Annotated in this window: 28 protein-coding genes and 2 pseudogenes; 17 read left to right on the top strand and 13 right to left on the bottom strand. The window is 72.1% G+C overall.

Annotation, left to right across the window (positions count from 1 at the left end; genetic code table 11):
- Positions 1-7: 7 nt before the first annotated feature.
- Positions 8-649, top strand: a complete 642-nt coding sequence (locus BI06_RS01660; protein WP_051740106.1) for a DUF6058 family natural product biosynthesis protein — start codon at positions 8-10, stop codon at positions 647-649.
- Between the two features lie 36 nt (positions 650-685).
- Here BI06_RS01660 and BI06_RS01655 read toward each other — a convergent pair whose 3' ends face one another.
- Positions 686-1,957: an ATP-binding protein gene (locus BI06_RS01655; protein WP_030394048.1), complete on the bottom strand. Its 1,272-nt coding sequence runs from the start codon at positions 1,955-1,957 to the stop codon at positions 686-688.
- A gap of 266 nt (positions 1,958-2,223) precedes the next feature.
- Here BI06_RS01655 and tatA point away from each other — a divergent pair, with 266 nt between their 5' ends.
- On the top strand, positions 2,224-2,535 hold the full coding sequence (gene tatA, locus BI06_RS01650) for a Sec-independent protein translocase subunit TatA (RefSeq protein ID WP_043464306.1): 312 nt from the start codon (positions 2,224-2,226) through the stop codon (positions 2,533-2,535).
- 37 nt (positions 2,536-2,572) lie between these two features.
- Here tatA and BI06_RS01645 read toward each other — a convergent pair whose 3' ends face one another.
- Positions 2,573-3,766: an agmatine deiminase family protein gene (locus BI06_RS01645; RefSeq protein WP_043464302.1), complete on the bottom strand. Its 1,194-nt coding sequence runs from the start codon at positions 3,764-3,766 to the stop codon at positions 2,573-2,575.
- 196 nt (positions 3,767-3,962) lie between these two features.
- Positions 3,963-5,261 (bottom strand): cytochrome P450, encoded by a 1,299-nt coding sequence (locus BI06_RS01640; protein WP_051740105.1) that lies wholly within the window; start codon positions 5,259-5,261, stop codon positions 3,963-3,965.
- Positions 5,262-5,482: 221 nt separating this feature from the next.
- On the opposite strand from BI06_RS01640, the gene BI06_RS01635 reads away from it, so the two are divergent.
- Positions 5,483-6,103, top strand: coding sequence for an L-threonylcarbamoyladenylate synthase (locus tag BI06_RS01635; protein ID WP_030394052.1), 621 nt, complete (start codon positions 5,483-5,485; stop codon positions 6,101-6,103).
- A gap of 48 nt (positions 6,104-6,151) precedes the next feature.
- On the opposite strand, the gene BI06_RS01630 is transcribed toward BI06_RS01635, so the two are convergent.
- Positions 6,152-6,682 (bottom strand): universal stress protein, encoded by a 531-nt coding sequence (locus BI06_RS01630; RefSeq protein ID WP_043464300.1) that lies wholly within the window; start codon positions 6,680-6,682, stop codon positions 6,152-6,154.
- Between the two features lie 187 nt (positions 6,683-6,869).
- Between BI06_RS01630 and BI06_RS01625 the strand changes: the two genes are divergently transcribed.
- The 6 genes from BI06_RS01625 (at position 6,870) to BI06_RS01600 (ending at position 11,873) form a co-directional block, all read left to right on the top strand.
- Positions 6,870-7,502: a DUF4291 domain-containing protein gene (locus BI06_RS01625; RefSeq protein WP_051740115.1), complete on the top strand. Its 633-nt coding sequence runs from the start codon at positions 6,870-6,872 to the stop codon at positions 7,500-7,502.
- A 59-nt stretch (positions 7,503-7,561) separates the two neighbouring features.
- Positions 7,562-7,930, top strand: a complete 369-nt coding sequence (locus BI06_RS45800; protein ID WP_233289973.1) for a hypothetical protein — start codon at positions 7,562-7,564, stop codon at positions 7,928-7,930.
- 8 nt (positions 7,931-7,938) lie between these two features.
- On the top strand, positions 7,939-8,646 hold the full coding sequence (locus BI06_RS01615) for a rhomboid-like protein (protein ID WP_043464295.1): 708 nt from the start codon (positions 7,939-7,941) through the stop codon (positions 8,644-8,646).
- 80 nt (positions 8,647-8,726) lie between these two features.
- Positions 8,727-9,719 carry a GlxA family transcriptional regulator gene (locus BI06_RS01610; protein WP_043464292.1) on the top strand — a complete coding sequence of 331 codons (993 nt, stop codon included), beginning with the start codon at positions 8,727-8,729 and terminating at the stop codon, positions 9,717-9,719.
- A 70-nt stretch (positions 9,720-9,789) separates the two neighbouring features.
- Positions 9,790-10,419, top strand: a complete 630-nt coding sequence (locus BI06_RS01605) for a cysteine hydrolase family protein (protein WP_043464288.1) — start codon at positions 9,790-9,792, stop codon at positions 10,417-10,419.
- Between the two features lie 83 nt (positions 10,420-10,502).
- Positions 10,503-11,873, top strand: a complete 1,371-nt coding sequence (locus tag BI06_RS01600; RefSeq protein WP_043464285.1) for a HEAT repeat domain-containing protein — start codon at positions 10,503-10,505, stop codon at positions 11,871-11,873.
- A gap of 28 nt (positions 11,874-11,901) precedes the next feature.
- Here BI06_RS01600 and BI06_RS01595 read toward each other — a convergent pair whose 3' ends face one another.
- The 3 genes and pseudogenes from BI06_RS01595 to BI06_RS01585 all read right to left on the bottom strand — a co-directional run bounded on the left by BI06_RS01595 (position 11,902) and on the right by BI06_RS01585 (position 15,166).
- On the bottom strand, positions 11,902-13,311 hold the full coding sequence (locus BI06_RS01595; RefSeq protein WP_082558194.1) for an amino acid permease: 1,410 nt from the start codon (positions 13,309-13,311) through the stop codon (positions 11,902-11,904).
- Positions 13,312-13,490: 179 nt separating this feature from the next.
- Positions 13,491-13,676: pseudogene (locus BI06_RS01590) on the bottom strand (helix-turn-helix transcriptional regulator); the annotation flags it as partial.
- Positions 13,677-13,897: 221 nt separating this feature from the next.
- Complete coding sequence (locus tag BI06_RS01585; protein WP_051740104.1) at positions 13,898-15,166, bottom strand: hypothetical protein; 1,269 nt, start codon at positions 15,164-15,166, stop codon at positions 13,898-13,900.
- 181 nt (positions 15,167-15,347) lie between these two features.
- Here BI06_RS01585 and BI06_RS01580 point away from each other — a divergent pair, with 181 nt between their 5' ends.
- A complete protein-coding gene (locus BI06_RS01580; protein WP_051740103.1) occupies positions 15,348-15,959 on the top strand; it encodes a TIGR03086 family metal-binding protein in 612 nt (203 codons plus the stop codon).
- Positions 15,960-16,010: 51 nt separating this feature from the next.
- On the opposite strand, the gene BI06_RS01575 is transcribed toward BI06_RS01580, so the two are convergent.
- The 4 genes and pseudogenes from BI06_RS01575 to BI06_RS01560 all read right to left on the bottom strand — a co-directional run bounded on the left by BI06_RS01575 (position 16,011) and on the right by BI06_RS01560 (position 18,321).
- Positions 16,011-16,511 carry a hypothetical protein gene (locus BI06_RS01575; RefSeq protein WP_030394064.1) on the bottom strand — a complete coding sequence of 167 codons (501 nt, stop codon included), beginning with the start codon at positions 16,509-16,511 and terminating at the stop codon, positions 16,011-16,013.
- Between the two features lie 163 nt (positions 16,512-16,674).
- Positions 16,675-16,920: pseudogene (locus BI06_RS01570) on the bottom strand (ABC transporter permease); the annotation flags it as partial.
- A 370-nt stretch (positions 16,921-17,290) separates the two neighbouring features.
- Complete coding sequence (locus BI06_RS01565; protein WP_043464272.1) at positions 17,291-17,500, bottom strand: DUF397 domain-containing protein; 210 nt, start codon at positions 17,498-17,500, stop codon at positions 17,291-17,293.
- Positions 17,497-18,321, bottom strand: a complete 825-nt coding sequence (locus BI06_RS01560) for a helix-turn-helix transcriptional regulator (RefSeq protein WP_043464268.1) — start codon at positions 18,319-18,321, stop codon at positions 17,497-17,499. The genes BI06_RS01565 and BI06_RS01560 overlap by 4 nt, the downstream gene beginning before the upstream one ends.
- Positions 18,322-19,044: 723 nt before the next feature.
- On the opposite strand from BI06_RS01560, the gene BI06_RS01555 reads away from it, so the two are divergent.
- The 3 genes from BI06_RS01555 to BI06_RS01550 all read left to right on the top strand — a co-directional run bounded on the left by BI06_RS01555 (position 19,045) and on the right by BI06_RS01550 (position 21,390).
- Complete coding sequence (locus BI06_RS01555; RefSeq protein WP_063794893.1) at positions 19,045-19,548, top strand: NUDIX domain-containing protein; 504 nt, start codon at positions 19,045-19,047, stop codon at positions 19,546-19,548.
- A 555-nt stretch (positions 19,549-20,103) separates the two neighbouring features.
- Positions 20,104-20,310: a hypothetical protein gene (locus tag BI06_RS49115; RefSeq protein WP_149030232.1), complete on the top strand. Its 207-nt coding sequence runs from the start codon at positions 20,104-20,106 to the stop codon at positions 20,308-20,310.
- Between the two features lie 291 nt (positions 20,311-20,601).
- Entirely contained in the window at positions 20,602-21,390 is a 789-nt protein-coding gene (locus BI06_RS01550) for a phosphotransferase family protein (RefSeq protein WP_043464264.1), read from the top strand.
- On the opposite strand, the gene BI06_RS53060 is transcribed toward BI06_RS01550, so the two are convergent.
- Entirely contained in the window at positions 21,308-21,508 is a 201-nt protein-coding gene (locus BI06_RS53060; RefSeq protein ID WP_233289972.1) for a hypothetical protein, read from the bottom strand. The genes BI06_RS01550 and BI06_RS53060 overlap by 83 nt on opposite strands.
- 29 nt (positions 21,509-21,537) lie before the next feature.
- Between BI06_RS53060 and BI06_RS52225 the strand changes: the two genes are divergently transcribed.
- The 4 genes from BI06_RS52225 to BI06_RS01530 all read left to right on the top strand — a co-directional run bounded on the left by BI06_RS52225 (position 21,538) and on the right by BI06_RS01530 (position 24,675).
- Positions 21,538-21,825 carry a hypothetical protein gene (locus BI06_RS52225; protein WP_199523225.1) on the top strand — a complete coding sequence of 96 codons (288 nt, stop codon included), beginning with the start codon at positions 21,538-21,540 and terminating at the stop codon, positions 21,823-21,825.
- Between the two features lie 350 nt (positions 21,826-22,175).
- Positions 22,176-22,982 carry a serine protease gene (locus BI06_RS01540; RefSeq protein WP_051740101.1) on the top strand — a complete coding sequence of 269 codons (807 nt, stop codon included), beginning with the start codon at positions 22,176-22,178 and terminating at the stop codon, positions 22,980-22,982.
- Between the two features lie 274 nt (positions 22,983-23,256).
- Entirely contained in the window at positions 23,257-23,586 is a 330-nt protein-coding gene (locus BI06_RS01535) for a hypothetical protein (RefSeq protein ID WP_043464257.1), read from the top strand.
- 675 nt (positions 23,587-24,261) lie between these two features.
- Positions 24,262-24,675, top strand: coding sequence for a peptidoglycan-binding protein (locus BI06_RS01530; RefSeq protein WP_051740100.1), 414 nt, complete (start codon positions 24,262-24,264; stop codon positions 24,673-24,675).
- A 443-nt stretch (positions 24,676-25,118) separates the two neighbouring features.
- On the opposite strand, the gene BI06_RS01525 is transcribed toward BI06_RS01530, so the two are convergent.
- Positions 25,119-25,330: UTRA domain-containing protein (locus BI06_RS01525; RefSeq protein ID WP_149030231.1), on the bottom strand; the 212-nt coding region annotated here is incomplete at its 5' end.

Raw genomic sequence — 25,330 nt, 5'->3', positions numbered from 1 at the left:
ACCCGGCATGACGGAGACCGGAACAACGCGGAGCGGCAGCACGGAAGCCGGTACGGCGAAGGCGCGGCTCGCCCGGCGCTACCTCGAGGTCAACGGCGAGCACCCGATGACCGACGCCGACGACGCCTACGTCGACCGGCACTTCGCCCCGCTGGAGCCGCTCTGCGCCCGCCACGGCCGGGAGCCGGACGAGGTCCGCGGCCACATGCTCGACGGCCGCCTCCCGCTGCCCGGCTACCTGCGCTCCGACGGCACCGAGATGGTCGCCCCCGACCTCCTCGAACTGGTCAACGAGGCGGGCGGGTTGGCGAAGCTGCCGGACTGGTTCCGGGGCCACTGGGCGGACCGGGAGGAGGGCGAGGAGGAGTACGAGTCGTACCTCAGCGGCCAGAACGTCTGTCTGCACCGTCTCCACCCGGTCACCATGCGCCGCAAGGCGGAACTCGTCCGGGGCATCACCGAGGCCCTCGGCCGCCCCGCCGACGGGCCCTCCGGCCGGCTGCCCGAGCTGCCCGCCCTCCATGCCATGGTCGACGAACTCGACGCCCTGGAACCGCCGTTCACCGCCTACGACCGCCTCCGCTTCGGCGGCCCGGTCTCCCGGGACACCTGCATCGACGCCGTCCGCCGCGACCACCCGCTCGACTGACCGCCGCCCTCCGGCGGTGGCCGTCGGGCAGAGCGGTCACAACCGGGCGTGCGCCCCGATGTCGGCCCGGAACGCCGCCACCATGGCGGCCGTCACCGTCGGGCGGCACGCGCCGATCGCGGCCAGGTGGTCCGCGGTGGTCGCGCCCGGCACGGCGTCGTCGCGCTCGAAGGCCGTCTGGGCGGCGAGGCGCGCGGCGTGCTCGATGTCGGCGGGCGAGAAGTGCTCGCTCGCGGCCACCAGCGCGGGGACGTCCACGTCCACCCGGTCGGTGCCGAGCGCGTAGCGGGCCCAGATCGCGGCCCTGGCGTCCGGGTCGGGGGTGCCGATCGGAATGACGTAGTCGAACCGGCCGGTGCGCAGGAACGCCGGGTCGAGCGAGCGGACCGAGTTGGTGGCGCAGACCAGCAGCCGGCCGTCCCGTTCCCGGAACCCGGGGATCAGCTTCAGCAGTTCGTTGGTCACCCCGTGCGTCGCCCCCGCCGGGCCGGGCTCGCCCCGCACGGGCGCGATCTCCTCCACCTCGTCGATGAAGACCAGCACCCGCTCCAGCTCGCCGATCCGGGTGAACGCGCCGCGCAGCGCGGCGGCCAGGTTGCCCTCGTCGGCGAGGCGGGAGGGCAGCAGTTCGACGAACGGCCAGCCCAGGCGGGAGGCGATGGCCCGGGCGAAGGTCGTCTTCCCGGTGCCGGGCGGCCCGAACAGGGTGATCGCCCGCGGCGGCCGCACGCCGTGCCGGGCGGCGCGCTCGGGTTCGGCGAGCGGCAGCACGACCCGCCGCTCGATCAGCTCCTTCTCGGCCGTCATCCCGGCCACCTGGTCCCACAGGTCCCCGCTCAGCACCCGCCCGCCGAGTTCGTCCAGGGTCCCGGCGGCGGGGCCCGCGGCGGGCTCGGTCTTCTCGAAGTACGCGGCGGCGGGCCGCCGTTCGTAACCGGCGTTGCGCAGCCCCTCGCCGAGCAGCTCCTCCGCCGGCAGCACATAGGCGATCCGTCGCACCCGGGCCTCGACCAGTCGCCGTTCGAGCTCCCGCAGCAGCGCGCTGGCCAGGCCGCGCCCGCGCCAGGCCGGGGCGATGGCCACCCGCATCACCCAGGCCCGTTCGCCCGTGCCCGCGACCTGGGCGAGGGCAGCCCCGATCGGCAGGCCGTCGTGCACCGCGACCACGGCGGGCTGGCGGGCGGTGAGCGCGCCGATGCACTCGGCGAGCGAGAACACCGACTCCTGCCCGAGCCCGGCGGTGCTGTCGATCAGATGGACGACGGCGGCGAGGTCGTCCTCGCGGTAGTCGTGGATCAGCCAGTTCACGTGCGTCGCTCCTCGGGTGCGCCGGTTGCCTGCGGGTTCCGGTGAACCTAGGTCCGGCGCGGTGGGGCCGTCGCGCACCACTCGGGCCAAGGCGACGTGGACGAACCGTACGCGGATGCGACTTCCCCGGACCCGCCGCATCCCGCACGGGCACGCCCACAGGTGCGGGTACGGCCGGATACCGTCACATTGACTGAAAAATCAGTCACACTTACGCTGGCAAGAAGTCCGGTTCGACGACGATACGGAAAGGCCCGGTGAGTGACATGCTGCGCAACGGTCTGGAGCCCTGGCACCTCCTGGTGGTGCTGGCGGTCGTCATCCTGCTGTTCGGCTCGAAGAAGCTGCCCGAGATGGCGCGCGGGCTGGGCAAGTCGATGCGCATCCTGAAGGCCGAGACGGCGGCGATGCGCGAGGACGGCCCGGCGTCCGAGCAGGCGCCCGCGCCGACCGCCGTCGCCGCTCCGGGGACACCTGCGACCCCGGTCGCACCGGTCGCACCGGTCACGCCCGTCGCTCCCGCGACGGCGGCGGCCGCCAAGGCCGAGGGCCCCGCGCGGGCCGACCGACCGGCCTGAGCCGACCGGCCGGCCGGCCCGCAGGTCAGACCACAGGTCAGACTGCGGCGGGAACGACCGGCTGCGACTGGGTCGCGCAGTGGATGCCACCACCGCCGTTGGCGATGGCGTCGATGACGACCGGCACGACGGTGCGCCCCGGGTACTCGGCCGCGAGGATCGTCCGGGCCGCCTCGTCGGCCTCCTGGTGCCCGAACTGCGGTACCAGGACGGCCCCGTTCACGGTGTAGTGGTTGGTGTAGCTGGACAGGAAGGAGGACCCCCTCCCCCGGATCTTCGTGTGGTCCGGGCCCGGGAGTTCCACGATCGTCAGCGCACGGCCCCTGGCGTCGGTGGCGGTCTGCAGGACCCGCTTGGCCTCGGTGTGGACGCGCAGCCACATCGAGGTGGTGTTCGGCGCGGGCCGGTCCAGGATCACCCGCCCGGGCGCGCTGAACCGGGCCACGCAGTCGATGTGGCCGTCCGTGATGTCCTGCCCCGCCAGACCGGGCAGCCAGATCACCTTCTCCATGCCGAGCGAGGCCTTGAGCCGCTGCTCGACCTCGTCCTGACTCAGCCCGGGGTTGCGGTTGGGGTTCACCAGGGAGCTGACGGTGGCGAGCAGCGTGCCTTGCCCGTCGGTCTCCAGCGAGCCGCCCTCCCCGACGAACGGTGCCTGGACGCGCGTGATCCCGTACTGGGCGAGCAGCGCGGCGGCGGCCCTGGCGTCCTTGGCGAAGTTCTGCTCGTAGCTGGTCCCGGTCTTGCCCCACCCGTTGAAGTTGGTGTCGAGGCCGGCGACCGCTCCCGGGCCGACCAGGAAGGTCGGGCCGAAGTCCCGGATCCACAGGTCGTCGTTGGAGACCGGCAGGAAGGTGATGCCCCGGGAGCCGGGGAGCGCACTCGTGTCGCAGAGCGGGGTGGCGGCGGCCACCAGCTCGGGGGCGATCACCATCACGACCGGCTCGAAGCGGGCGACCTCCTTGGCGAGATTGGCGATGTCCCGCTGCACGGAAGGGAGTTGGGAGCCCCAGGCGGCGCTCGGACCGGGCCAGGCCATGAAGGTGCGGACGTGCTGGTCGGTCTCGGCAGGCATCCGCAGCGTCGGCACGGGGCCGGCCGCGCCGACGGTGTCGGCGAAGGCGGTGCCGGTGAGGACGGGTCCGGCGAGGGCGGGGCCGAGGGCCGCCAGGGGTACGGCTGCGGCGCCGAGTCGGAGGAGTCTGCGTCGGGAGATTTCGGGCTTGTCCATCGGTACCTCCGGTGCGTGGGGGTGGACCACCCCGGGTGCCGGGAAACGGGACGAATGGGGCGTACCGTCGGCGCACCCGGGGCAGGCCGGTGGGGGCGCCCACATCCTGCCTTGAACTGAAAATTCAGTCAATATCCATCCCCCAGGGACGTGCCCGCCCATCACGCGGCCCATCACGCGGCCGTCACGGGCCCCGTCACCAGCGAACGCGCAGCTCCTTCAACCCGTTCTGGAAGTTCGAGACCAGCCGCGGCGGAGGCGGGCCCGGCGCGAGCTCCGCCTCGGGCCAAGCGGCGACGAGCCGGCGCAGCAGCGCCGCCATCTGGATCCGGGCGAGCTGCGCGCCGACGCAGAAGTGCGGGCCGTAACCGAAGCTCACATGGTCGTTCGGCGTGCGGGTGAGGTCGAGGCGGTCCGGGTCGGGGAAGACCGTCTCGTCGCGGTTGGCGGAGGCGTGGTAGACGACCACCTTGTCCCCGCCGGAGATCCGCCGCCCGGCCAGGACGACGTCCCGGGTGGCGGTGCGCCGGAACTCGACCACCGGCGGCCAGAAGCGGAGCAGCTCGTCCACCGCCGACCCGGTCAACTCCGGCCGCCGGCGCAGCAGTCGGTACTGGTCGGGGTTGGTCAGCAGCGAGTACAGGGCACCGGGCAGGCCGTTGCGCAGCGTCTCGTTGCCCGCGACCGCGAACAGGAAGAACATCGTCTCGAACTCGGCGGCGCCCAGCCCGGCCTCCCGCATCCGGGCCACCATGCTGCCCGGCGGCGGCTGTTCGGCGAGCGCGTGGGCGTAGGCGAACATGTCGGCGAGGGCCGCGCGGGAGCGCGGGTTCAGCGGGCGGCCGTCGGGGGCGGTGAGGTCCGCGGGGCGGCACCCGAGCGCGTCCCGGCCCATGGCGCTGAGCCGGGACGGGTCCGCCGTGCTGGAGCGGGCGTGGTCCGGGTCCTGGTAGCCGATCACCCGGTTCGACCAGTCGACCAGCAGCGCGCGGTCCTGCTCCGGCACACCGAGGATGCGCGCCAGCGTCCACACCGGCAGGTCGGCGGCGATCGGCACCACGTCGACCTCGCCGGACGGGGCGATACCCGTGACGAGCTCCTCCGCGCGCGCCTCGACGGCCGCCGTCAGCTCGCGCAGCGCCCGCGGGGTGAAGGCGGCGGCGACGGCGCGGCGCAGCCGGGAGTGGTCGGGCGGGTCCTGATTGAGCATCATGGCGCGGGCGAAGTCCAGGTCGGCCGCCGAGTCGGGGTCCCGGATCTGGGTCGCGCCGAGGTGCGAGGAGAACAGCTCGGGCGTGCGCAGCACCTGCTTGACGTCGGCGTGCCGCAGCACCGCCCAGTAGCCGGGACCGGCGGGCCACGGCCCCACCGCGGGCTCCTCCACCCAGCAGACCGGCGCCTCGGCGCGCAGTTCGCGGAACAGCTCGTACGGCACGCCCTCGGCATAGGTCCCGGGGAGGAAGATCCGGTTCGCCCGCGCCTGATCGATGGCCATACCGAGGGACCGTACGCCGCGCCCCGGCCGAGGACCAGCGTGCCGACCGGCCCAGCCTGCCCAACCAGCCCGACGTGCCCGACGTTCCCGATGTGCCCGACGTGCCCGACGTGCCCGACGTGCCCGACCGGGCCCACCTGCTCCGACGGGATGCCGTGCCACCGGGTCGTCGGCCGTCGCGGCTGCGTCCGCCGGTCGCCGGGATCCCGTAGGGTCGGCCAATGGCGAAGTACTTCGACGTGCATCCAGAGTCCCCCCAGCCGCGCACCATCAGCACAGTGGCGGCCAGTCTCCGGTCCGGGGCCCTGATCGCGTACCCGACCGACTCCTGTTTCGCGCTGGGCTGCCAGCTGGACAACCGTGACGGCCTCGACCGGATCCGGTCCATCCGGCGGCTCGACGAGCGCCACCACTTCACCCTGATGTGCGAGGACTTCGCGCAGCTCGGGCAGTTCGTCCAGCTCGACAACAACGTCTTCCGCGCGGTCAAGGCCGCGACGCCGGGCAGCTACACCTTCATCCTGCCCGCCACCAAGGAGGTCCCGCGCCGCCTGATGCACCCGAAGAAGAAGACGGTGGGCGTCAGGATCCCCGACCACCCCGTCACCCGGGCGCTGCTCGCCGAGCTCGGCGAGCCGTTGGTCTCCAGCACCCTGCTCCTCCCCGGCGAGGAGGAGCCGCTGACCCAGGGGTGGGAGATCAAGGAGCGGCTCGACCACGTCCTGGACGCCGTGCTGGACTCCGGCGACTGCGGCACCGTGCCCACCACGGTGGTCGACTTCTCCGAGGGTGAGCCGGAGATCGTCCGGCGGGGGGCCGGCGACCCCAGCCGCTTCGAGTGACCCTTCGGGGCCCGAGGCCTTGAGCCTCGGGCCCTCTTCCGCGTTGGATCAGGCGGCGGCGAGGGCCGCGAGTTCGCGCAGGTCGACGCCCCGGCGCAGCGCGCGCAGGTCGTCCTGGAGGTCCGACGGCGGCACCGCGAGCACGGTGCAACGGGCGTGGGCCAGGCAGTAGTGGCCCACCGAGCCGCCCCCGAGCATCCGCCGCACCGCACCGCGGACGGCGCCGTGCCGGCCCGCGCCCACCACCAGCAGGTCCCCCGGCCGGTCGGCCAGCCCGGTCAGCACCGGCCCGGCCGGACCGCGGACCGCCTGCGGCTCGACCCTGACCCCGGCCGGGAGTCCGCCGAACGCCTCGTCCAGCGCCCCCTCCAGTCGGGCGGCGGCCATGTCCTCCCAGGCCCGCAGCAGCGGCGGGCAGGGCCGCAGCCGGTAGTTGTGCTCCCCGCCCGCCGGCGTCCACGCCAGCACCGGCACCAGCACCGCACCCCGGTCACGCGCCTCGCCCACCGCCCGGTGCAGAGCGGTCAGGCTCCCCAGCGAGCCACTGACTCCGACGATGACGCGTGCGCCGCTCGACATGATCCTTCACTTTCCGGTGTTCGATCGTCCCTATGCTTGGCGATTATGGTTCCACAGGGGATAGCAGCCTGCAAATCGAAGGCTTAAACTGTATGCGGCCTTGCATCATGCAGACGCACAACACCTTCGCCCGCGCTAATTCGCTGGCGGCCGGCCCACCGCCCTCGCCACCCTGAGCGGCGTGCCCCTGTCCAACACCCCCGAACCGCCCGGCCTCGAACACGCCGCCCCCGAGCCGAAGCGCCGCATCCGCGCCGTCCACACCGCCGCCACCGTGACCGTCTACCAGGCGTACTCCCCCGGGATCGGCCTTCCGGCCGCCCGCGACGGCCGGTTCCCCGCGCACTGGAAGCGCGACCGGATGACCTGGATCAAGCCCTCCTTCCTCTGGATGATGTACCGCTGCGGCTGGGCCACCAAGGAGGGGCAGGAGACCGTGCTCGCCGTCGAGATCGACCGGGCCGGCTTCGAATGGGCGTTGCAGCACGCCTGCCTCGCCCACTACGAGCGCGGCCTCCACCCGGACCGGGCGACCTGGCAGCGGCTGCTGAAGCGCTCCCCCGCCCGGGTCCAGTGGGACCCGGAGCGCGACCTGCACCTGCGGCCGCTGCCGTACCGCTCGCTGCAACTGGGCCTGAGCGGCGAGGCCGCGCGGCGCTACGCCGACGAATGGACGGTGTCGATCACCGACCTCACCCCGCTCGCGCGGCGGATCCACGGGCATCTGCGCGACGGCGAGCCGGAGGCGGCCCGCCGGCTGCTGCCCGACGAGCGGCCCTACCCGGTGGCCGGCGGCCTGCCGCCCCACCTGGTCGGCTGAGACGCCCGAAGGAGGCGGGGCGGCGTCCGGGCGTCACCGCAGCGGCATACGATCAGCGGATGAGCAAGCGAAGTGATTCCTCGTCATCCTCCCCGGCGGCGGTGCTCTCGCACGGGTGGAGGCTGCCGTCCGGGGACTCCGTCCTGTCCGTCGCCTCGGTGGGGTCGGCGCTGTCCATCGGCTCGGTCGGCTCGGTGCTGTCGGTCGGCTCCGTCGGCAGCTTCCTGTCGATCGGCTCGGCCGGTTCGGCGGCCTCCGCGCTGTCCATCGGCTCGTGGCTGAGTGTCGGCTCGCTGCTCTCCGCGAACTCGCGGTGGTCGGTCATGTCCTACCGCTCCCGACGGGGCCTGATGGTGGCGGGCGTGGTCGCGGTCGCTGCGGGGGCGGCGCTCGCGGGCGGCTCGGTGTCCCCCCGTCGCCGCCGGTAGAGCCCGGCATGGCGACGAAGCTCCCGCCCCTCGGCCCCCTGCTCGGCTCCTCGCTCGGCCCCTGGATACGGCGCCTGCCGCGCAATCCGGCGTTCTGGTACGTGGCCGCGCTGGCCGCGATGTGGCCGGTGCTGCACCTGCTGCCGCCCGAACGGGTGCACGCGCTGCGCACCTGGGCGTCCACCGACCTCGGCAATCTGCACCTGTGGCCGGACGGCCATCCGATCGAGTCGCTGACCGTCTCGGTGTTCGTGCCGCAGGACACCATCTGGGTCTGGCCGGTCTTCGCCCTGTCCCTGTTCGCGGTGGTCGGGGCGCTCGGCGCCCGCCGGGCGGTGGCCTCCGTGGCCCTCGTCCACGTCGCGGCGACCGCCCTCACCGAGGGCCTGGTGTGGTGGCGGATCGAGCACGGCTCGCTGCCGGCCGAGGCCGCGCACGCGATGGACACCGGCCCGTCCTACGTCGTGGTCACCGCCCTGACGCTGGCCGCCACCCGGGCCCGGCCCGCGTGGTCGCGGGCGGTCTGGCTGCTGATGCTGGCGGTCGCGGCCCCCGCGCTGCTGGCCGGCCTCCCGGACGGCGAGACGGCCGCCGTCGGCCACCTGGCCTCGCTGCTCGCGGGCCTCGCCCTCGCCGCCGCCCACCGCTTCGGCCTCCCGCCCCTGCGCCGCCGCACCCCCGCCGCACCCCGCCCCGCGCAGGCCCCGTCCCGCTAGGAACCGCCCCCGCTCCCGTGTCCGGATGTGACAGGGAATCGTCATTGCCGCCGTCCGACCGCCGGGCCGAGGATGGAGCCATGCCCACTCCGCACCGGGTCGTCGTCGCGGTCTTCCCCGATGTCGACCTCCTCGACGTCACCGGCCCGGCCGAGGTGTTCGCGCTGGCCAACCGGGAGACCGGTGGCCGCGCCGGTTACGACGTCCGGCTCGCCGGTCCGGTCGGCGGCGCCGTCCGGACCTCGGCGGGGGTGCGGCTGCTCGCCGACCTCTCCTTCGCCGAGGTCGGCGCGGACGTGGACACCCTGCTGGTGCCGGGCGCGGTCGAGCTGACCGAGCACGGACCGGTGGCCAAGGTCGACGGCACCGTCGTCGACTGGGTGCGCGAGACCGCGCCGCACGCCCGCCGGGTGGCCTCGGTGTGCGTGGGCGCCCACGTCCTCGCGGCCGCGGGCCTGCTGGACGGGCGGACGGCGACCACCCACTGGTCGACCGCCGCGCAGCTCGCCGTCGACCATCCCGAGGTGACGGTCGACCCCGACCCGATCTTCGTCCGCACCGACCGGGGCCGACTGTGGACCGGGGCCGGCATCAGCGCCTGCCTGGATCTGGCCCTCGCCCTGGTGGCGGAGGACCAGGGCGAACGGACGGCTCTGGCGGTGGCCCGGCAGTTGGTGATGTACCTCAAGCGGCAGGGCGGGCAGAGCCAGTTCTCCGTCCCGCTGAGCCACCCGGCCACCGAGCGGCGCGACATCGACGAGCTGCTGCGGTGGATCGCCGAGCACCTCGACGGCGACCTCTCCACCCCGGCCCTCGCCGCCCGGATGTGCCTCAGCGAGCGGCATTTCGCCCGCGTCTTCACCCAGGAGACCGGCACCGGCCCGGCCGGCTACGTCGAGGCGGCCCGGGTCGAGGCGGCCCGGCGCCTGCTGGAGACCACCGACCGGCCGCTCGACCAGGTCGCGGCAGCGGCCGGACTCGGCTCGGCGGAGACCCTCCACCGGGCCTTCCGCCGCCGTCTCGCCACCACCCCGGCCGCCTACCGCCGCCGCTTCCGCACCCCGACCGCCTGACAGCCGTCCCCCTTCTCGCGGCACTGCCGCATGCCCTCGAACACCCGAAATGTCCTGGAAAGGCACCCTTGTGAGCACGCACACCACCACCCCGTCCGCTCCCCTGCGCACCGTCATCGGCCTGGACGACCGGCTGCCCCGGCTGGCCGACTCCGTCCTCCTGATGATCGACTTCCAGAACACCTACCGCACCGGAGTGATGGCCCTGGACGGCGCCGAGGAGGCCCTCGCCTCCGCTGCCGACCTCCTGCGGCGCGCCCGCGCGGCGGGCACCCCGGTGGTCCACATCGTCAACGACGGCGGCCCGGGCACCCCGTACGACATCCGCGCCGACATCGGAGCCATCAGCCCCGAGGTCGCGCCGGTCGCCGGCGAACCCGTCGTCGTCAAGACCTTCCCCGACGCCTTCCACGCCACCGAGCTCACCGCGACCCTCTCCGCCCTCGGCTTCGCCCCGGAGAGCGGCAAGGACCTCGTCCTGGCCGGCTTCATGACCCACATGTGCGTCACCTTCACCGCCCAGGGCGCCTTCCGCCTCGGCTACCGCCCCACCGTCGTCGCCTCCACCACCGCCACCCGCCCCCTCACCGCCCCCGACGGCACCCTCGTCCCCGCCGCCGCCCTGCAGGCCGCCGCCCTCACCACCGTCACCGACCTCTTCGGCCTCGTCGCCCCCACCCCGTCCGCCCTCCCCGCCTGACCGGCCCCGGGGCGTACCCCGGGCCGGGCACCGGCCCGCCGCTCGACTAGGTTGCTCTCCTCGAAACACCATCAGGGGGAGCAATGACGGATTCGCCGTCGGACCTGGCCGACCGGTTGGCCGGTGCCGTCACCACCGGGGACACCGAGGCGGTGCGGGCCTGTCTGGAACGGGGCGCACCAGCGGACACCCCGGGTCCCGACGGCCTGCCCCTGCTCTGCACGGCGGTGGCGAGGCTCGACCACTCCACCGCGGAGGTCCTGGTCGACGGGGGCGCCGACCAGGACCGTGAGCTTCCGGACGGCAGCACCCCCTTGCTGCGGGCGGTCGATACGGGCTCACCCACGTTGGTGTCCATGGTGCTCGGGACGGCCCCTCGGCTCCGTCTGCCGGAGACCTCCCGGCAACAACTGCTCGACCTCGCGCGGCACTGGTTCGAGACCGGCGTCGTCGAGGAGCTGCGCCGTCGGACGGGATCCGCCGAACCGGCCGCGGTCCGCCGGGTCGACGAACCGGCGGGCGACACGATCGAGGAGGTGTCCCTGGGCGGCCGCACCGTGCGGGACGGGCACGGGGCGATCCTCACCCACCTCGAATGGGCCTTCGGTCTGTTCCCGCCCCTCGACGAAGTGATGGCACGCGTCGTCCCGCACACGCCGGACGACGACAGCAACTGGTTCGCCGCCACCTACTACCCGAGCCTGCGCCGCGGCCCACGCATCCGGGCCGCGCTCACCGCACTGCGGCGGCACCCCGATCCCCTGCACCGCTACTTCCTCGCCCAGGTGATGCAGCACCGGAACCGCTTCGGGACGGTGGACCGTGCGGCGGACCTCGCCCAGGACATCGACTTCCTGGCCTCCTGGGCACTGGAGGAGCCCGAGGGGCGGGTCCTGGCCGCCGTCCTGGACGGCTACATCGGCCATGGGCATCCGGAGCAGGAGGCCATCGGACTGCGGTACGTCGACCACCCCGACCCCCGCGTGCGCGACGAGGTCGTGTGGTGCCTGAGCCGGGAGCGGACCGCCCGCAGCGACGCGGCCGCATCGGCACTGCTCGGCCTCGTGCGCGATCCCGAGCCGGAGGTCCGGGCTTCCGTCGCCCAGGCCCTCGCCCTGCAGTTCACTCCCGACCGGCGGCTGGAACCGTTGGCCCTGGACGCCCTGCTCCGGCTGGTCCGCGACGAGAACCTCGACGTTCGGCGCCGCGCTGCGGAGTCCCTCGCCGGCTCCGACGACCGGGGGGCAGCCACCTTGGCCGCCTTCGTGGCGCTCCTCGACGAGGACGACGCGGATCTGCGCCTGGAGGCGGCCTGGGCACTCGCCCGTCGCGACGACCCTCGCACCGAGGCCGCGTACGCGCGGGTCGGACCGCTCGACGCGTTCTCGCAGCACGACCACCGGACCTTCGGCCTCTGGAACTACCGGGCGAGCCATCGGAGCGAGGAGGGCTGAACGGAGTGACCCGCCCGCGGGGGGACCGTCAGCGGCGGCGGGCGGTCCGGGCGGTGCGAACGGCGTGGACGGCGTGGACGAGGACGCCGGCGAGGAGGAAGAGGGCGCCCTGGCAGATGGCGGCGTAGCCGGAGCCGACGGCGAGCCAGGCGGAGAAGGCGAAGGCGCCGAGGGCGAGGACGAGGTCGCGGGCGAGGCGGGCGGGGGCGACGCGGGTGCGGTCGCCTCGCAGCAGCCAGCGGAGTTGGGCGGCGGTGGAGAGGAGGTAGGGGACGGTCGCGGTGAAGGTGGTGACCAGCACCAGGGTGTCGAAGGCGGACTTCGCGCCGGAGGCGAAGTTGAGGACGGTGAGCAGCGAGGCGAGGGTGACGCCGACCAGGACGCCGACGACGGGGACGCCGCGGCGTTCGACGGTGAAGACGGCGGGGAACAGGCCGTCCTTGGCGGCGGCGTAGGGGGCCTGGGCGGAGAGCAGGGTCCAGCCGTTGAGCGCGCCGGTCATCGAGACGAGGGCGGCGACGGCGACGGCCGTTCCGCCCCAGGAGCCGCCGAAGACGGTGTTCACGGCGTCGGAGAAGGGCGCGGTGGAGTGGATCAGCCGCTCGTGGGCCACGGTGCCGAACACGGCGAGCGTGCCCAGCAGGTAGACCACCGCTGCGCCGGCGGTGCCGAGCACGCTGGCGCGGCCGACGTTGCGTTCGGGGTCGCGGACCTGGCCCGCGCTCATGGCGGCCGACTCCACGCCGAGGTAGCTGAAGAGCAGGATCGCCGCGGCGGCCGTCGTCCCGCCGAGCCAGCCGTCGCCGGTCGCGTCGAAGGGGCCGAGGTTCGCCGGGTCGAAGGCGGTGAGACCGGCCACCGAGACCACCATCAGGGCGACGAACTTGAGTACGGTGGAGACGAGTTGGACGGTGCCGACGTACCGGGTGCCGGCCAGGTTGGCGAGCGCGGGCAGCCATTGGACGGCGAGCGCGCAGACGAGGGTGAGGCCGGTGGACCGGCCGAGGGGCCACAGCACGTCGAGGTAGCCGACGGCGGCCACGGCGAGGGCGGCGTTGCTGACCCAGGTGGTGACCCAGTACGACCAGGCGGCCAGAAAGCCCGCGAAGTCGCCGAACGCCTCGCGCGCGTAGACGTACGGGCCGCCGGTGCGCGGGTCGCGGCGCGCGAGGCGGCCGAAGACCAGGGCCAGGGTGATCGCGCCGACCGTCAGAACGGCGAAGGCGAGCAGGCTGACCGTCCCGTAGGGCGCCACGGCGGCGGGGATCATGAAGATGCCGCCGCCGATGATGTTGCCCATCACCAGCGCGGTCGCGGTCGGCAGGCCGAAGCGGCGGCCGGTCGGCGGCGCGGCCGGGGCGGGAGGCGGGGGCGTCGGGTCGACGTCCGTCCGCGCGGGTCGGGGTGCCTGCCGGGTCGCGGCCGGGCTGGTCTGCATGGGGGCGTCGGGCCTTTCCTGTCCTGCGCGCTCGGTGGAGCGGACGCCCATGCTGGTGCAGGCGGCACCTTGTACCAAATCGGTGGGATTTGTTCTCCGGACGGGCCCGCCCGCCGGAAAACCTCCGGTCGCGAAGCACCCGGACGGTCACTCGTCCGGCGCCGCCGCGGCGGGCGGGATCAACCGGCCGCGTCAGGGAGGAGGTGCACCGGGAGGTCCGCCCGGCGCTTAACCCCGAGCTTGCGGTAGGAGCTGGTCAGATGCTGTTCGACGGTACTGACGGTGAGGAAGAGCTCGTGGGCGATCTGACGGTTGGTGCGTCCTCGCGCCGCCAGCTCGGCCACCCGGAGCTCGGCCCGGCTCAGTGCGACGGGTCGCCGCGCGCCCGGCCCGCGTTCTCCGCGGGTGTCGGGCACGCCGACTTCCCGCTCCTTCTCCACCGACCACATGAGCTGTCATCCCCCGATGAACATGCGTGACCGCACGATTCTGCCATGTTCGCGGCAGCCGGATCCACCGGTCGGCGGGCGGCGGCAGCCCGCCCGCCGACCGTCCCGCGCCTCCGCCCGTGCCCGCCAACTCCGCGTCAGCCCGAGGTGTGCCGCAGGATGTCGAGGACCTCGCCGGTGATCGCGGCCTCGTTCTGCTCGAAGGCCGGCCCGGTCAGCAGCTCCGGCTGGTCCGGGAGGCCGGTGAGCACCGGGGTGTGCAGATGGCCGCCGGGCAGCTGCGGGGCGAGTTCCAGCCGCAGCCGGTTGGTGCGGTAGGCGACCTCGTTGGAGAGGTAGCCCCCGCCGCCGCCGGCGACCGCCCGCGAGCCGGGGGTCGGCCCGTCCTCCCGGTCGACCGGGCCGGTGCCGCCGGCCGGGATCTCGGTGACGGTGGTGTTCAGCAGCACCGGGTAGGGCTGCTGCACGGCGGTCATCGGGCCGGTGGGCAGGCTGGTGGCGATGAACTCGGCGCCCGGGCCGAGCCCCGGGGCGGTGACGGGGTGGTCCCGGGTGCCGCCGGAGAGCGCGCCGATGTTGTCGGGGTAGGGATCGGCGGAGCGGGAGCGACCGGCCCAGGCCTCCAGGGTGAACAGCCCGGGGTAGCCCTGGCTGATGGTGGTGATGAGGTCCGCAGCGCGGGGGCCGCGGGCGAGCCGAGGGGCGTAGGCACGCTCGACGATGCCGCGGTCGAAGTCGCCGTAGCGGACCGGGAAGAGCACCGAGCGGACCTCGGCCGGGGTGCCGTCGGCGAGGGTGATCCGGCGGCCGTCGAGCTGCAGGGCCGCCGAGCCGGAAGGGTTGGCGCGGCGCGGTTCGGCGTCCAGCCCGAAGGGGTCGAAACCGCTGATGAAGATCCGCCGCACGCCCGGGCGGCCGCTGAACCCGCTGTCGGCCAGTCCGCGCGAGGCGTCCTCGAAGCGCTGCCGCAGGGCTGCCGGGTCGACGGTGAAGCCCGGCTGCCAGCGGGCGAGCCGGACGGTCATGGCGACCCTGGTCCAGTAGAGCGGCCGGTCGTCGGTGGTCGGCAGGTCGCCGCCGGGGCGGCGGCCCTGGGCGCGGTCCACGCCGGCCCGCCAGAGCGCCCCGCCCCAGGCATCGAGGAGCCGACCGGCCTCGTCGGCGTTCCGGGCACTGCACAGCGCGGCGGGGAACCGGGAGACGAAGTCGCCGAAGCCCCCGCGTTCGGTCAGCGCGGCGGTCCGCGGGTCCGCGGTGCGGGCCTGTTCCCGGTCGAGCGGCGCGGACTCGACGGTCCGGCAGCCGGGACCGACCGCGTGGGCGGTGGCGGCGGTGGGGAGGATCGAGGCGGCGAGAGCGCCGATGAGGGTCGCGGTGAGCGCGGCCCGGCGCCGAACGGTCGTCATGGCGTGGACATTACAGAGCCCCTACCGGCTCCACCAGAGCGCCTCACCGCCACCACGCACAGTGAGCGCGGACCGCACCCTCCTCCGGAGACCCCCAGCAGAAGCGGCCTCCACCCCTCTGGCGAGTCACGCCCCGTAGCGGTTTACTGGGAGTGAGCAGGGCAGAAACGGAGGCCCGGCGATGGAGTGTCCCCACCCACCCGGATTCCACACCGAGGTCCGCGAGCACTACGCGGCCACCGGCGCCGAAGTGGCCCGGCTGCTGCGCTCGGCACCCGAGGACCGCTGGACCGCACCCACCCCGTGCCGCGACTGGGACGTGCGGGCGCTGGTGAACCACCTCGCCGCCCAGCACCTCTGGGTGTGCCAGGCGATCGCCGGCTACACCCCGGCCCAGATCGGCCGCCGCTTCGAGGGCGACGTCCTCGGCCGCAACCCGCTGGGCGTCTGGACCATGGCCGTACGCAGCGCACAACGCGCACTCGACCGGCCCGGCGCCCCCGACCTGCTGGTCCACCTCGACTACGGCGTACGGGACGCCGGCGGCTACGCCCGCGAGCTGATCGCCGAGACCGTCGTCCACAGCTGGGACCTCTCCCGGGCCCTCGGCGAGCACGGCCGGATGCCCCCGGGCTCCGCCCGCTACGCGCTCACCGAGTTCCACGGCTACCGCGACCTGGCCGACAGCGGCCGCTTCGACCCACCGTTCGCCGCGCCGCCGGGCGCGGACGCCGAGGACCAGTTGCTGGCCCTCACCGGCCGCGACCCGGCGTGGTCGGCCGACCGCATCTGAGGCCGCCGCCGCGCTGCGCGCCGACGGCCCCGGGCGGACGCGGGGGGCGACTCAGGGGAAGGTCACCTCGTAGTTGCCGTTCTTGAGCGTGAAGTGGGCGACACCGGAGGCACCCTCGAAGGCGTAGTTGCCACCGGTGATCGTGCCGTCGAACTCCTTGGCGGCCCCGTCGCCGAGGGGCACGACCACGGAGAGCGTGACCTGCTTCTCCGGGCCGTACTTGAGCAGACTGGTGCAGTACAGCTGGTCGGGGCCCGCCTCGACCTTGCTGCAGGTGGAGTAGATCGTGCCGATGGTGTTCTCGCCGTACTGGTCGAGGAGTGTGGTCCGGGTGCCGAAGGAGTTGCCCAGCTCCTGCGGCACTCCGCCCTGGGCGGTGGTGTACCCGCTGCTGCTGATGGTGACCCACGGGATCGACGCACCCCCACGGTGGGCTCCGCCCGGGTTCTGACCGTCCGCCAGCGCCGGCACGCCGGTCGCGGCGGCCGCCCCGACCACCAGTGCGGCGACAGCCACGGGGAGGGGCCGCTTGAAGAAGGAGGGACGTCGCACAGATTGCTCCAGGATCGTGAGGGGTGAGGGCCCAATGGCCGATCCGTATCCGAGCGCACCGTTCGTGAGCGCATGGCATGCCCCGCGCGGACGGACACGGAGCTCCACTCCAACGGGCGACCCCCACTCCCCCGATTGCCGACGACCGCCCCGGCGCGCCCGCTCAGCGGGCGAGGCGGCCCAGGAGGGCGGAGGCGGAGGTGATGCCGAGGGCGGTGGCGAGGGTGAGGACGCCGAAGTCCAGGAGCAGGTGGGAGGGGGTGCCGATCAGGAGGCCGCGCAGGGCGTCGACCTGGTAGCTGAGCGGATTGGCGAGGCTGATCGCCTGGAGCCAGCCCGGCATCAGGTCGACCGGGTAGAGGGCGTTGGAGCCGAAGAACAGGGGCATCGTGATGGCCTGGGTCAAGCCTTCTTCACAGCCTATTTTTGAGCGCGAAAGCTTGGCTGGTACCTGCGTGACCAACCACCCGGCCGGCGGGCCTGCCCGCCGAGGTGGCGGGGAGCTTTGGGCGGGGTCCTGCCGGTGGTGGGGTCGGGCATGGCCGGGGGGCCGTAAGCTGGTGCGACTCGGTCAGGGCTTCTGGGCCTGACCGCAATTTGGCCGAGTGGCCCCCGGTCTTGCTCGACGCGGGTCCCGCCAGCGGTGGGTGCGTAAAGCTTCCCGCCACCGACCCCAGCCAATGCGCGGCAGCCACCTGGCGCAGGCTTCGTGAGGGCGCAAATGGACCCCGCCGCATCGCTGCGGCGGGGTCCAGTCGGTGAGCGCCCGTGGCGCAACATCAGATGGTGCCGAACTCCCCATCGCGCACGGCATCAATGAACGCCGCGAACTCCGAGCCAGAGAAGACGAGCGCGGGGCCCTGAGGATCCTTGCTGTCCCGCACGGGCACGACGCCGGGGAAGTTGGGTGCTACTTCAACACACGAACCACCGTTCTGGCTGTGGCTCGACTTGAACCATGCGGCCTTGGACAGATCATGCTCTGTCATGTCAGATCCCTTCGCGTCTCGCGGATCAGATCGAGAGTCGCCGTCATCGACAGCGCCTCCACCTGGAGACGATCGTAGGCCCTCTCCCAGCTGGCCACGGTGTCCGGGTCGCGGATCACGAATCCTCGGTCGGCGGACTCCGTGTAGCCGTTGACTGTCCGGTCCGCAAACGTCAGGAGGGTGACAAAGCCACTGAACGGCACAGGATCGATGAGGGAGAACGGCGCCACCTGGAGCACCACATGGGGGCGGGCGGCCATGGTCACCAGATGGTCGAGTTGTGCGCGCATGACCTCAATTCCGCCGGTTCGCCGACGGATCCCGCTTTCGTCGATCACGGCATGCATCAGGGGTGCCTTGGCCCGCTTGAGTAGCTTCTGCCTGGCGGCAAGGAAGGTCAGTCGCTCGTCCGCCTCCGGCTGGGTGATCGATCCACGCCGGACGCTCGCTGAGGCGTGCGCGGCGGCATAGGCGGGAGTCTGGAGCAGTCCAGGAATGATGCTCGGTTCGAAGACACGAATCTTGGTCGACCGGGCTTCCTGCGCGGCATGTTCGGGGAATCCCGGCAGAGCAGATCGCTTCACCCCCCACCACATCAGTTCCAGTGTCTGGCCCGTGTCGAGGGCCCTGTCTGCCGCCTTGGCGAACTTGAGGGATGGAGACCTGCGACCAACTTCAATGGCCGAGATGTAGGTACTGGAGTATCCGATCACGATGCCGAGCCCATCCTGCGTGAGGTTCGCCGCGTCGCGTGAGCTGCGAAGTTGTGCCCCAAAGGCTGCGGCTGCGGACTTGGCGGGGTCGAGCTTCTTTCGGTTCAAGTTCCCTCCTCTACTTGCACTTTGGCTAGAGACAGGTTGAACGGTTCCCTCAGCCTAGTTCACAGTAAAGGCGTTCCAGTAGCGAGGCGACTACGGAAAGGAACGATCATGCCGCGTGGCAAGAGGGCGAAGCCTCACACTCCCGAACTTGGCGAGCTGGTAACCGACTTGGATCACAAGAACCGGGTCGGGGCGTACATGGGGACGGAGGGTGGGCAGATCTACCTGCGTCCTCCGTCGGGTGGGTGCGAGTGGACGACTCGCCCCGGTTCGATCGAGCCGGTGGAACTGCCCGCCGGATCACCGGCGCCGCCGGTTACCGGTGCGGCCTGACCAACAGGTCGCACAACAAGCTCCCGCCCCGGCGGTTCGGTGTTTGAGACGTCACCGGACTGTCCGGGCGGGTCCTGGGTGGGCACTCTCCTGCGTGCTCCCCGGGTGGGTGTTCACGGCCTGGGTCGGACGCGTGGACACCCTGGCCCCACACGCTGTGGATGACGGCGTGTGGGACCTCCGGTCCCGGGCGAGCACTCCCCCCAACCCGCTCGGGGCCAACATCCGCCGTGTCTGTCAGGGGCTGCTCAGGGGCCGCCCGAACGGCACGGCGAAGGGCTCCATCCCCGGGCCGCACACCCGGGGGTGGGGCCACCGCATCGGGCCCCTCCCGTTCGGCGGCGCGGGAGGGGTCTTCCCCCAAGTCCGAGTTGATCCCTGGAGGATCAGATGAGCACAACGGGTCTGCAATTCTTCGGAGTTCAGCCGCGAAGGCGTGTGAACGCCATGGTGCTGTTCCGCCGTGAGGGCGGTGATGTGCTGCTGCTGCGGCCGTCGTACCGGCCGGACTGGTTCCTGCCGGGAGGAGGCGCCCACCCCGGTGAGTCGATCGCCGGTGCGGCTGCTCGCGAGCTGGACGAGCAGCTGGGGCTGCGCAGGACGGTCGTGCATGCCCTGACAGTCGACCAGTCGCCGGCGAACCCCGACACCTGGCAGCCCGAGGGGCTGAGCGTCGTGTGCGACGGGGGGCTCATGACCCGTGCGGAGGCGGACGCGCTGTCGCTGCCCCAGTGGTCGCGCAGCGCGATCGATGAGGTGGCGTGGGTTGCGCCGAAGCGACTGGCGGAGCACGTGGCGCCGTACATGGAGTACCGGATCCGTGCCGCGCTCGCGGCGGCGACGGTCGGTGTTCGGCTTCCGCTGCTGTACAACGGCGAGTCCGCCCGACGCTAGTTGAAGGCTCCGTGTGCATGTGGGGTGCACACGGTAGGGGTCCCGCTCACTGACGAGACCTCCGTCCGTGCCGGGCGGGACCCCGTTTCCATGGAGGTGAGCGTATGACGGAGCGAGAGGAACGGCCGAGCAATCGCCCGCACATTGCTCTGCCTCGTGACGGCCGCGTGCCGTACCCGCGAAAGGGCCAACTCGGCTTCGACGGCCCATCGATCGGCTCGGTCGCTCTCGACACCCGACTCGGTGGCCGCGTGGGCTTCGTGCACGTGGTCACGAGTGGAGTTGTGTGGCTTCGGGAGCCCGGTGCGTTCGAGCGTGTTCGGGGCTGCCCGGTCGATGCCGTTGGACCGCCCCCGGCGAAGAGCGCGGAGGCCCGGAGCCTCGATGCGCCGCTGTACCAGGAAGGTGGGTGATCATGCCTCTTCCGCAACGGGGACTGTTCGTTGGGCCGGTGGTCGCCGATGCATACGAGAGTCTGGACGAAGCTGTCTACGCGCGGCAGTTCGAGGACTACACGAGTGACTGCCACTGCCCCATCGGAGGTTCGGCGGGTGCGTGGATGATCTCGGCCTGCCACCGCGTGGGGGTCTGTACATCCATCCGGACGGGCGGCGCGGGTCGTTCGTCCGGCGGGTGCGCAAGCACGACCCGGTAAGCCTGAGTGTCGTCCGGACCGCCGTGCTGTTCGAGCACATCAACGGCAACGCGGTCAGCTTCGAGTGGTCGTTGAAGTGCGCGGGGCCCGGCCCGCCGCTCATCTGAAGACTCCCGCCCTGGTCGGCCCCGTCGCGTGACAGCAACAGCCGGCCGGGACGGGTTCCAACCCGCCGTTTACTGGCGGGCCATCCGTCACCTATGAGAGAGGAAACGCACCATGCGAACCGGGATCACGGGGCACACCACGGGGAACTGCCCGGCGGGCGGCGACCACCAGTACCAGATGTGGAGTGGCAAGATGCGCTGCGTCAAGTGCGGCCAGACGCAGGGCTGATCATCGGAGCCGGGGGGAGGGGTTCGACTGGGGACCCCTCCCCTCTCCGAGAGGAGACGAACGTGGTCGATCAGCGCGTTGGCTGGGGTGAACTCCCGGCCCGGGCACGGCAAGCGGTCGTGCAGCGCTTCGGTGTGGTGTCGTCCGCCCGGACGGTGCCGGAGGGGATCACCTGCCGTACCGCTCTGGTCCTCACGACGGCGACGAGGACCGTCTTCCTGAAGGGTGTGCCCGTCTCCGACCGGCAGGGCGTGGCAGCGCAGCGCACGGAGGTGCGGGTCAACGGAGCTGTTCGCGCTGTTGGCCCGGCGGTGGTCTGGGAGGCGGTGGCCGGCGGGTGGCATCTCGTCGCCTTCGACCATGTGGACGGCCGCCATGCCGACTTCGCACCCGGCACGGCGGACGCCGGGGTCGTCGCCGAGCTTCTCGGGCGCACCCGGCAGTGTCAGGTGCCAGCCGGTAGAGGCGTTCCGCCGTTGGTCGAACGGTACGGTGCCGTCCTCGGTCCGGGGGACGCCGAGTTGCTCGCGGGCTCGGCGCTGCTGCACACCGACACCAACCCGCACAACATCCTGATCACCTCTCGGGGCGGTCGGCTCGTGGACTGGGCGATGCCTGCGGTCGGCCCCGCGTGGGTGGACGCTGCCAACACAGCGGTGCGGCTCATGGGCTTCGACTGGGAGACCAGGGAGGCGCTTGCGTGGCTCCGCGCCTTCCCCGAATGGGAGCGGGCGGCCCGGTCCGCCAGGGCAGCGTTCGTGCGCGTCGTCACCGACGACGCCACGGCCCGGTTCGGTCGGTACGCCGCTGAGGAGAACGCCCGCTTCCTGGCCCTGCTGGCGACCGGCTGAAGGCAGCCTCTGGCCAAGGGGTCCGGTCGGTCACGAAGCTGCCCATGCCGGTGCGCGTCACCACCAGCCCGGCGGCCCGAAGGTGGGCGATCGCCTTGCGGGTCGTCTTGTGGTCCACGCCGAACTCCTCGGTGAGTTCGACCGCCGGTGGGTGTGCCGCTCGTTGGCCCCACCCGACAGGACGTCGAATCGACCGTGATCGAGCGGGAGCGTCGCGCCGTCCGCCTCCCCGCAGCGTTCGAGCCGGACCGCACCACCGTGCCGCCCGTCGGGGGCGAGCCGGAACCCGTGACCGTGGTGCCGCTGTGGGACCGGGACGAAGAACGGCGGCGGGTGGAGCGGAGGCGCGCCCTGGTTGCGGCGTCCACGGGACTGCCGGACACCGGCTATTCGTACGAAGGTGCGCACGTCTTCGCCACGGTGGTGGCGTGCTGACCCCGGCGACCAAGCGCAAGCCCGTGTGCGGCGCTCGACGCCCCGGCAAGTCCGCCTGTTCGCTCGACCCGTTCCACCGGGGCGGCCACGTAGACGAGTTCGGGGAAGGCTGGCCGCGCGTCGGTCCGGTCTACTGTGCCCGGTGCGGGCAGGAAGCGGTGAGCCCGGTCGCGGTCGGTCATTTCGGAGCCACGACGGGCCCCGGCATCAGCGTGTGGGCGTGCTCGCCGCACTGCCCGTAGCGAGCTGGCTAGGGCCGGATGGGTGATCTGCTGACGGACGCGCCCTCAGGTGGGAACACCTTCGGGCGGTGGCAGCGTTCCGCCCCACCAGACCGGAAGAGGCATCAGATGCGTGACGCGGCGAACAACGACCGTTCCGGCGGGCGGAAACAAACAGCGAGCAGGAAGCTGGCTGCGAGGGCCATAGCGGCTCTCGCAGCCACCACCGGCCTTGTGGCCGTGCAGGCTAGCCCCGCCGCCGCCATCATCGACGGCACACCTGCCGAGTTCGGGCAGATCCCCTACGAAGTCGTGTTGCAGAACCCTGGCGGCGACCTCGACTGCGGCGCCTCCATCATCGACCAGACCCACGTCGTGACCGCCGCGCACTGCCTCGACCCGCTCGTCCTGACCGGGTACTCGATTCGTTACGGCACCCTGAACGTCGCCTCCGGCGGCACCGTCGTCCCCGTGGACCAGGTGGTCACTGCCCCTGACTACGACCCGCTGGACCCGTTCGCGAACGACATCGCCCTACTGAAACTTGCCAATCCCATCCAGTACGGCACCAATGCCCAGCCCGTCATCCTGCCTGCCCAGGACGGTGCCCCCGAGCCCGACTCGTCGGCCACCGTCTCCGGCTGGGGCGTTCTCAGCAAGGACGGCCCGCTACCCGCAACCCTGCATGTCGCGACCGTCCGGATCCTCAGCCCTGACACCTGCCATGATGCCAGCGGCACCACCGACAAGATCTGCGCTGAAGCACCGCAGGGAAACATCGCCTGCCAGGGCGACAGTGGCGACCCTCTGGTCTCCAACAGCACCCTGATCGGGGTCTTTTCCGGGGGTGTTGGGTGCGCTGACCCCGGGTTCCCCGGCCTCTACACTCCCGTCGGACCGTACGTCGACTGGATCAACCGAACCGTAGCGGGCTGATATCGCCCCATCCGGCAGGTCCGGGCGTGGCGTTCGGCTGCCTGGTTCACGCCGGGGGCGTGCGCCGGTCGTGCTTGAGGTGGTGGCGGCGCTCGGCTACCGAGAGTAGTTTGGACGGCCCGCTGGGTCGATGACGGCTCCGGGACTTGGTGTCCCGGGGCCGTTCGTGCTTCCGCACGGTCACACCGGTGTCAGCGGGGTGTGATATCGGTTTTGAGACAGCCGAGACCTATCGGCCACGGGGCGGGCGGACAGTGCACGGGGAGCGGCGGGCATGTCGAACAGGGGCGATGACGACGGCGACGACGAGAGCGGGGAGATCTTCCTCGGCGGCGGGCCCATGATCCCGGGCGTGGACTACGAGACCGCGTGGCTTGAGGCCCGGGCGGCGGCGATCGACCTGAACACGGTCCTGGGCGCGCTGGGGCTGGCCGGTGAGGATCTGATCAAGGCACAGGCCGGATGGTCGGACGACGGCCGGGGAGTGGTCTTACTGAAGGGCACGCCGTCGGGGGCGCGAAGACTGCGGGTGATCCTCGACGGGATGGCCGCACGGGGTGCCGCCGATGCCGACGGGGAGTCCAGGGAACCTGCCGGGAGTTGATCTTCGCGAGGGTGCCGCGGGACGGCTTTCCGCGGCGCTGCGGGGCCGTTTCCGCGGTGGCTGTTTTCGCAGGTCGGGGGTGCCGTCGGTCGTTCTGGCGCCCGGCCGGGACCGGCCGTCAGGCCGCATGCCCGGCCGGGGCGCCATGGGCGACCGGCGGCGCTGTGCGCCGCCCTTGAGTGAGTGAAGAAAGTATTCGACAGCTCGCCGCGCTCTGCTCGGCCGGGCGACCTACGGTGGTGCCACCGTGGTAGTGCCGGTTGCCCGCCGGCTATTGCCGCCCCCGGCCCGCCGCCTGGTCTGGCGGAGTCTATGGCAGGCCGAAGAGGCATCATGATGAGCGAGCCGTCGTCCCGCCCTCGTCCGCGCCGGTGGTCGTACTGGCACCTGGGCTGAGGATCAAGTTTTCCCACACCGGCAGTACGGTCGTGTGCACATTCGCAGGGGAGCTGCACCTGAACAACGACGTCCAGGTCCGGCGTGTCCTGGCTCGCGCCATAGCTGCTCGTCCTGCCTTGGTGGCGACCGACCTCTCGGAAGTCATCCTGGTCCCCCCGACCGGGCTCAATTAGGTCAGAAATAGGTAATGACCTAAATGGCTTGCGGATCATTACATCGGCATGCAAAGCTTCCGACTCGTGTCGGCGCCCTGCCGACACGAATGGGAGGGAAGTCATGAAGCGCACGCTAGCCACACTTTGCGCAACTGCGGCTGCTGTCGTCGGCCTGATCAGCACCGCCCCGGCGGCCGCTGCGGCAGACGGCAACTGCAGCACCACGAAGTTGGTCAATTTGAGCGAGGGGGAGCCCGGCCTCTGGTTCGAGCTTCCTGCCACGAGCGGTGGATCCATCTCCTGCATCATGCGCCGTGGCGCCGTCGGGAACCACGTCAAGGCCCTGCAGAAGGCCCTGAGTCGGTGCCACAGCCTTGACACGGGCGGCACCGACGGAGTCTATGGGGCGAAGACTGAAGCCGCCGTCCGCACCGTTCAGTCCTGGTACGACGAACTTGAAGACGACGGTGTCTATGGGCCTAACACCCGTGACTCCATTCGCTGGATATCGTGGGGCGACACCCGCTGCGTGTAGCCACCCCGGCGCTCCTCGTCGCCTCATCACTCAGTCCGGCCACATTACGGTTGCGCCCATCGGCGCACTAGGTCGCGACGGTGACCGGGGGCGTTGTGTGAATCGAGCTATCTGTTGAGGTCGACGGGAGCGACGACTGCACCCAGAAGAGAGTAGGGCCCGAACGGAATCCCGTTCGGGCCCTACTTCGTCTCGCCGACCTACAGCATTGCCCAGCAGGACGATGCCCCCCGGCTAGTGACGCATCGGGCAACGTTCGCCCCCACCCGGCACCGACTACGCCAGCCACAAGGAACAGGGCAGCATGATCCGCCGCTACAGCATCTGCCGAAACAAGCACGCCGTCGATCAACGGCTACGCGGCATCGTCGCCAGGGAGCCCGTTGCCTCGTTGCCTGATGCGGCACTAGCAAGTGCGCCACAAGGCTTGGGACGGCACTCGTTCAGCGGGCGACGGGGCGGTGGGTGATGGTCAGTTGGGTGGCGGCGGCGGTCATGGTGAGGGTTTCGAGCATGAGCGGCTGGGCGCCGGCCTGGGTGCGGGTGATGCGTTGGGAGACGAGCAGTGGGGTGTTCTCGGGGACGTTGAGTGCTGCTCGTTCGTCGGGGTTGGGCATGCGTGCGCTGACGCCTTCGTGCCATTCGATGGGGCCGT

It is taken from the genome of Kitasatospora sp. MBT66 (genome assembly GCF_000710405.2).
In the GTDB taxonomy this organism is placed as follows: Bacteria; Actinomycetota; Actinomycetes; order Streptomycetales; family Streptomycetaceae; genus Kitasatospora; species Kitasatospora purpeofusca.
The sequence above is the reverse complement of the archived record's forward strand: the minus strand, read 5'-3'. Positions and strand labels throughout refer to the sequence as shown.

Excerpts from the sequence above, each read along its gene's own strand:
- BI06_RS01660 (WP_051740106.1), top strand. The coding sequence starts at position 8 with ATGACGGAGACCGGAACAACGCGGAGCGGCAGCACGGAAGCCGGTACG.
- tatA (WP_043464306.1), top strand. The coding sequence starts at position 2,224 with ATGCTGCGCAACGGTCTGGAGCCCTGGCACCTCCTGGTGGTGCTGGCG.
- BI06_RS01645 (WP_043464302.1), bottom strand. The coding sequence starts at position 3,766 with ATGGACAAGCCCGAAATCTCCCGACGCAGACTCCTCCGACTCGGCGCC.
- BI06_RS01640 (WP_051740105.1), bottom strand. The coding sequence starts at position 5,261 with ATGGCCATCGATCAGGCGCGGGCGAACCGGATCTTCCTCCCCGGGACC.
- BI06_RS01635 (WP_030394052.1), top strand. The coding sequence starts at position 5,483 with ATGGCGAAGTACTTCGACGTGCATCCAGAGTCCCCCCAGCCGCGCACC.
- BI06_RS01630 (WP_043464300.1), bottom strand. The coding sequence starts at position 6,682 with ATGTCGAGCGGCGCACGCGTCATCGTCGGAGTCAGTGGCTCGCTGGGG.
- BI06_RS45800 (WP_233289973.1), top strand. The coding sequence starts at position 7,562 with ATGAGCAAGCGAAGTGATTCCTCGTCATCCTCCCCGGCGGCGGTGCTC.
- BI06_RS01615 (WP_043464295.1), top strand. The coding sequence starts at position 7,939 with ATGGCGACGAAGCTCCCGCCCCTCGGCCCCCTGCTCGGCTCCTCGCTC.
- BI06_RS01610 (WP_043464292.1), top strand. The coding sequence starts at position 8,727 with ATGCCCACTCCGCACCGGGTCGTCGTCGCGGTCTTCCCCGATGTCGAC.
- BI06_RS01600 (WP_043464285.1), top strand. The coding sequence starts at position 10,503 with ATGACGGATTCGCCGTCGGACCTGGCCGACCGGTTGGCCGGTGCCGTC.
- BI06_RS01595 (WP_082558194.1), bottom strand. The coding sequence starts at position 13,311 with ATGCAGACCAGCCCGGCCGCGACCCGGCAGGCACCCCGACCCGCGCGG.
- BI06_RS01585 (WP_051740104.1), bottom strand. The coding sequence starts at position 15,166 with ATGACGACCGTTCGGCGCCGGGCCGCGCTCACCGCGACCCTCATCGGC.
- BI06_RS01580 (WP_051740103.1), top strand. The coding sequence starts at position 15,348 with ATGGAGTGTCCCCACCCACCCGGATTCCACACCGAGGTCCGCGAGCAC.
- BI06_RS01565 (WP_043464272.1), bottom strand. The coding sequence starts at position 17,500 with ATGACAGAGCATGATCTGTCCAAGGCCGCATGGTTCAAGTCGAGCCAC.
- BI06_RS01555 (WP_063794893.1), top strand. The coding sequence starts at position 19,045 with ATGAGCACAACGGGTCTGCAATTCTTCGGAGTTCAGCCGCGAAGGCGT.
- BI06_RS01540 (WP_051740101.1), top strand. The coding sequence starts at position 22,176 with ATGCGTGACGCGGCGAACAACGACCGTTCCGGCGGGCGGAAACAAACA.
- BI06_RS01535 (WP_043464257.1), top strand. The coding sequence starts at position 23,257 with ATGTCGAACAGGGGCGATGACGACGGCGACGACGAGAGCGGGGAGATC.
- BI06_RS01530 (WP_051740100.1), top strand. The coding sequence starts at position 24,262 with ATGAAGCGCACGCTAGCCACACTTTGCGCAACTGCGGCTGCTGTCGTC.